Annotated in this window: 5 protein-coding genes and 1 pseudogene; 5 read left to right on the forward strand and 1 reads right to left on the reverse strand. The window is 41.9% G+C overall.

The genetic code is table 11. The features are described from left to right. Window positions 1-375 precede the first annotated feature (375 nt). The 5 genes from AB4238_RS12280 to AB4238_RS12300 all read left to right on the forward strand — a co-directional run bounded on the left by AB4238_RS12280 (window position 376) and on the right by AB4238_RS12300 (window position 5,208). A complete protein-coding gene (locus tag AB4238_RS12280; protein WP_372033697.1) occupies window positions 376-2,493 on the forward strand; it encodes a TonB-dependent receptor plug domain-containing protein in 2,118 nt (705 codons plus the stop codon). Further along, window positions 2,453-2,989 (forward strand): TlpA family protein disulfide reductase, encoded by a 537-nt coding sequence (locus tag AB4238_RS12285; RefSeq protein WP_372033698.1) that lies wholly within the window; start codon window positions 2,453-2,455, stop codon window positions 2,987-2,989. The genes AB4238_RS12280 and AB4238_RS12285 overlap by 41 nt, the downstream gene beginning before the upstream one ends. A 160-nt stretch (window positions 2,990-3,149) precedes the next feature. Further along, window positions 3,150-4,139 (forward strand): nuclease-related domain-containing protein, encoded by a 990-nt coding sequence (locus AB4238_RS12290; RefSeq protein ID WP_372033699.1) that lies wholly within the window; start codon window positions 3,150-3,152, stop codon window positions 4,137-4,139. A 19-nt stretch (window positions 4,140-4,158) separates the two neighbouring features. Continuing rightward, window positions 4,159-4,710: an excalibur calcium-binding domain-containing protein gene (locus AB4238_RS12295; RefSeq protein WP_372033701.1), complete on the forward strand. Its 552-nt coding sequence runs from the start codon at window positions 4,159-4,161 to the stop codon at window positions 4,708-4,710. Window positions 4,711-4,800: 90 nt separating this feature from the next. After that, window positions 4,801-5,208, forward strand: coding sequence for a hypothetical protein (locus AB4238_RS12300; protein WP_372033700.1), 408 nt, complete (start codon window positions 4,801-4,803; stop codon window positions 5,206-5,208). Window positions 5,209-5,239: 31 nt separating this feature from the next. Here the strand turns inward: AB4238_RS12300 and AB4238_RS12305 are convergent. Further along, window positions 5,240-5,548, reverse strand: a pseudogene (locus tag AB4238_RS12305) (IS4 family transposase); the annotation flags it as partial.

The following is a 5,548-nucleotide window of genomic DNA, read 5'->3' on the forward strand; positions in this document are numbered from 1 at the left end:
AAGTAGAACGGGTATAAACCCAGTGCAGCAAGTCGCAATGCCAATAACACTGGTGCTATAACATTTCAACAGCCTATGCCAATTACTATATCCACCTCAAATTAATACTTACAATCCTAAGGCTTATTCATAATCGATTTTGTAGCCCTTCTAGTTTTCCAATGACTTATTCCATGAATCTATCATCACTTAAATTGATCTAGATCATCTATAAAAGTGAGCAATTTAAACTTTTGTGCACCAGCCCACACATCAAGCAAATAGTAATTATTATCATTTGTATTACCAACATTAAAGCCATACCATTTCGTAAAAATTAACTCGCTCAACATAAAACCAACAAACACCACATTAATCATGACAAAAGTTGACAATATGAAGTATTCAATCTTAGCTGCGGCAGTGCTTAGCGCACTCACCTTTTCGACCCAAGCTGAAACAACAGCGACCCAAGATAACATCGAGAAAATAGAAGTTAGAGGCGTTCGCCAAAAGCTGCAGCAAGATGGAAGACTGAAAGATGTCATCCAAAAAACTGAAGTGCTTGACGAGTTGATGATCCAAAACAAAAACGCACTGAGCTTAACTGACGCCATCAATAATGAACCCGGTGTTAACGTGTCCAATGAATGTTCAATGTGCGGTGTAAAACGTATCATGCTCAATGGCATGAAAGGGGAACATACCACTATTTTAGTGGATGGACTGCCCACACACACCATGATATCTGGCTACTATGCTGTCGATGCGATTTCAACGACTGGTGTTGATCGCATTGAAATTGCTCGCGGTGCTGGCGCTTCACTTATTGCTCCCGAAGCTATTGGCGGTACGGTCAATATTGTCACAAAAGAGGCCTATGAAAACCAAGTCTCTGTTGATATCGCTAAAGGTTCCCACGATTTTACCGCTATGAAAGGTATGGCAACAGGTATCTCTGAAGATGGCAAAACCGGCATTACTTTAGTTGGGCAATACGACAAACAAGATCAAGAAGACCACGATGATAACGGCGTCAGTGAAGCACCATTCCAAGAAAACTACACACTCAGCTCGCTAGTTAGCCACGATCTAAATGACTCAAATAACATACACCTGCGAATAGCCAAAGTGCGCAGCGAAGTATTTGGCGGCCCAGTGATAGGCGAAAATGTCGGTTCGATTCAAGAAGCGATAGCAAGCTACGATGGTATTGAATCTGACAGTTTATTTGTAGGGGATGATGTTCGTAACGAGTTTATCGGCAAAGCATGGGAAACCACCGAGTGGATTGAAACTAACCGTGACGAAGCCTATATTAAACTACTCAGTGAATTAAGCGATTACACCACCTCAGAATTTGCCGTTAGCTATGCAAAACATGATCAAGACTCCTTCTATGAAGGCATAGATTATCGTGCTAAAGACACCATGTACTATGCACGAGCCAAGTTTGATACCGAAATTAATGACAATCACTTCCTGACCTACGGCGCAGATATCCGCACCGAAGAGATGCGCTCAAATTCAAATGCACTTCGCGACGTAGAAGCCTATGTCAGTGACTCATTCGATTACGACGTAAAAGGTGTGTTTATACAAGACACTTGGACACCTAACGATAATATCGAGATTGCCATGGCAGTGAGAGTTGATAAAGTTACTGCTGACTTTATTGATGAGAAAAAGCCTGGCACCGAAATTGACGAAACCTTCATAGCCCCGCGCGTCGATATGCGTTATTTCCACAGCGACACCCTCACTTCTCGCCTGTCTGCTGGCCGAGGTTACCGCGCACCACTATCATTTTTTGAAACAGACCACGGTATTTTGGATTCTGAAAAGGGTTATTTAATTGATGTCCATTCGTTAGAAGAGTCGCTATCCGCTAATTACGCCCTAAGCTATGATGCAGGTTCACTAACCAGTACTTTCTCTATTGCACATTCAAACGTGAAGAACCTTGCATCCCTGCAAGAAAATGAAGATGGCGTTCCGGTACTGTCACAGCTCGAAGAAGATGCATCAGTCACCACCGTTGATTTAGTTGCAGGTTACAGCCTTACCGAGCAACTTACCGTTAATGCCAGTGCAGAATACTTCGATTACAACGATGTATTTCGCTCATCTTATTCAATCGCCCCGGTAGAAACTCGCGCAGGCATTGAGCTTGAATGGAAAACTGACGACTTCACTGCATTTTGGAGCACAACTTGGTTTGGCGAACGTGATTTAACTGATTATGGTTATGAAGGCTACAACATTAAGGGTGACCCAACATCAGCTAAAAGCTTAGATGCTCCAGCATTTACCGTGTCTGATATTAAGCTGCAGTACACCCTAACCAGTAACATTAAAATCTATGGTGGCTTATCAAATATCTTTAACTACACACAAATAGAAGAAGGGGAATCGCCACTGTTTTATGACGCAGATGGAGGTTACGACGTAGCTTATATCTATGGTCCATTACATGGTCGTGAATTCTATGTTGGCATTGAAGGCAAACTTTAACTGCCTAGTGCTACTGGCAACACTTGTTGTTAGTAGCACTGCTAGTGCAGACACCAACAGCGAACTTTCTGTGGCGCAAATTCAATTAAAGGATTTGCGCCACAATCAGTCATCGCTCAGTTATCACACTCAAAAGCCGACCGTGCTGATGTTCTTTCAACCAGAGTGCAGTTGGTGCAAGAAACAAGGCGAAATTATCGCTGAGCTATTACATGAATGTGGTGATAAGGTTCATTTCACCTTAGTCGGTGATAAAGGCTCTAAAAGCCAACTCAAACGCGAATTACGGCACTTTTCAGCAGAGCTACCCGCTTTGCAAAATACCAAGATGTTTGCTCGCAAGAGTGGCGGTATAAAAGGGTTTCCCACAACATTGGTGCTCGATACCCAAGGAACCGTGCTTGCTAAGCGCCGTGGCTTCACCTCTGAAGCTTTGCTGCGAAGATTAGCCAATGAACTCAGCAACGGCGAATGCGCTCTGCAGCAGTCACTGTAAACCACAGTCTGATGCACAATTAAATAGCTAAATAACAGCGGCTTATTGCCGCTGTTATTTAAAGCACTGATTATCGTGTTGTCAGCAATAGCTTTTTTAGTCGCAATACGAGTATTATTGTTCGAATTATTATCAAGTTAAGTATGGATGCTGTTGATAAATGATTCTAAAAATCAAATCTCCTCAAAATGCCAAGTCTGCGCAAGCGATAGCCGGACAACAGCAAGAACACAACGTCGCCTTCTTTTTACGCCGCGCTTATAAAGATAACCCTGAAGTGCTGGTCATTAATGATTTCAAGTTCAGCTTTAATGATGAAACGGCGCAGATCGATCACCTAATTGTTTATCCTTATGGCTTTGTACTGCTCGAATCAAAGAGTATTAAAGGCCATGTAAAAGTCAACAAGCAGCAAGAATGGACTCGCAGCTATAGCAAGCAGTGGTCAGGCATGCCCTCTCCCATCAAACAAGTCGAGTTACAGCAAGCACTGCTGAAGCAATTACTCAACCATAATAGGCTTGAAGTACTAGGGAAGATGTTTGGTATTAAACAGGGCTTTAGTGGACGCTGCTGGGATCACCTCTGTGTGGTATCAAGTGATGCAATCATTGATCGAAAATCCATGCCTAAAGCCGTTTCAGAGAAGCTAGTGAAGTCAGAATTCTTAGTCGATAAGACTAAGGAGATAATGAATATAAGAAACAAGTTCATGCGGGTAGTCAACATCGCCGATTCTCGTCCCTACTTTAATAAAGAAGAGCTCGACTCTATAGGCTCATTCTTAATTAACCAACATTTAGATACAACAGTAGAACCTTCACTCGCCCCACCAGCTAGTTCGAGGTTGACCCAACCGATAGCAAAACCTGTAGTTACAGCGCCTCAGTCAATCGAGCAGTCCTATGCAGTTGAAGCGACGACAATGATTCGAGTGGCTTTGCAGTGCAAACATTGCGGAGAATCAAATAACTACACCCCAATGTATGGCAAATTTGGCTATTACATAAAGTGTAATCAGTGCACTAAAAATACACCGATGAAACAGGCTTGCCCACAATGCAAAAGTAAACAAACACGGGTTCAAAAAAGCCAAGATACCTACACACTAAATTGCCAAGAGTGCAGTTTTAGCCAACAAATCGTTTAAGGGATCAGATTTGAATAGCATGGAAAAAGGCACACTGGTTCGTTGGAACGCTGAAAAAGGTTTTGGCTTTATTAAACCGGAAACGAGTAACAGCAAAGATGTGTTTATTCACATATCGATATTGAAGCAAATGGCAAGAAAGCCAGTCGTAGGCGACCAGATCAACTATTTCTCCGAGTGGCAAAGCGACGGCAAGATCAAAGCGATAAAAGCTAACATTGAAGGCGTGGCAATAAACGCAGCGAACCCAAGCAATCGCCAAAACAGGCAGCGCCAGCAAAAGCCCAAGTCATCAAGCGGCTTAGTTATTCCACTGTTACTATTACTCGGCATCGGTATATTCGGATTTAAAAAATATGACGAAATGACCGCAACGCCCGTGCTGACCAACCACGATATTGAACAGATGGAATTTAATCCAGTAAAAAACTTTCGCTGTGAATCAGGCAAAACCCACTGCAGCCAAATGCGTTCCTGTGCCGAAGCAACTTTTTATATCAAAAACTGCCCAGGCACCAAAATGGACGGTGACCGCGACGGTGTACCATGTGAAAGACAGTGGTGTAATTAAGATAAAAAAAGGTCGGAGTAAAAGTTTACTCTGACCCCACTTACTATTTAAAAAGTGAATATATTATAAGACAATACGGTGAGGCTTATTATGGTTTATAAAATAATCCTGTTTTTAACATTATTAATTCCTCCTGTTTTTGCAGGTGATACAATTTTTATTTTTAATAAGTCATTACCATTATATGACGGGGTTGAAATAAGGCCAATTTGGGGTGGAGAAGGGATTTCAAGTGTAAGAGGTTATGTCGGGAATTCAATTGCAGGGTTTCAGGTGACGAATAATCACGATGGTTGTGATGATAGTTTAAATCCAGTACATACTAAAAAGCATATTTTAGACGATGGCTATGTTATTTTTGAAAAAAAGATAACAATAAAAATAAATGAAGAGTTAATGGTTGATAACTTTATACTAACGGACTGTAAAGTTAGTATTCAATTTTTTGGAAATGACACCATGTTGCAGAGATGGTTGGGAATTCTAAAAGATGGATAAAGGGGTCAGAGCCTGAGGGATCCCCACGAATTTAATAGCTTGCTTGTGGATCCCGAACTAAGCCTTGCAGTGTATTAATGGCCGTTCGCCAATGCGACTTCAGCAGCCTCAACTTCCTGTCTTTGTATGCTCTCAAGCCGATAAATTGGTTTGAGAGCACGTTACGGTGCTTTATTGAGTTCGCTTGATATTGCCTGTGTTTACCTGCAGCTTTGACGGCTAAACCTAACAGATAAAGGATAAACTGAGATAGGCAAGCAATGAGTAGTAATACGCTCAATCTGCTCGCTATTCGAGTACCGCTATCATTCATTCTCAGACCAGTTTTAACATCTCTAAA

Source organism: Shewanella sp. 10N.286.45.A1, from assembly GCF_041470405.1.
In the GTDB taxonomy this organism is placed as follows: Bacteria; Pseudomonadota; Gammaproteobacteria; order Enterobacterales; family Shewanellaceae; genus Shewanella.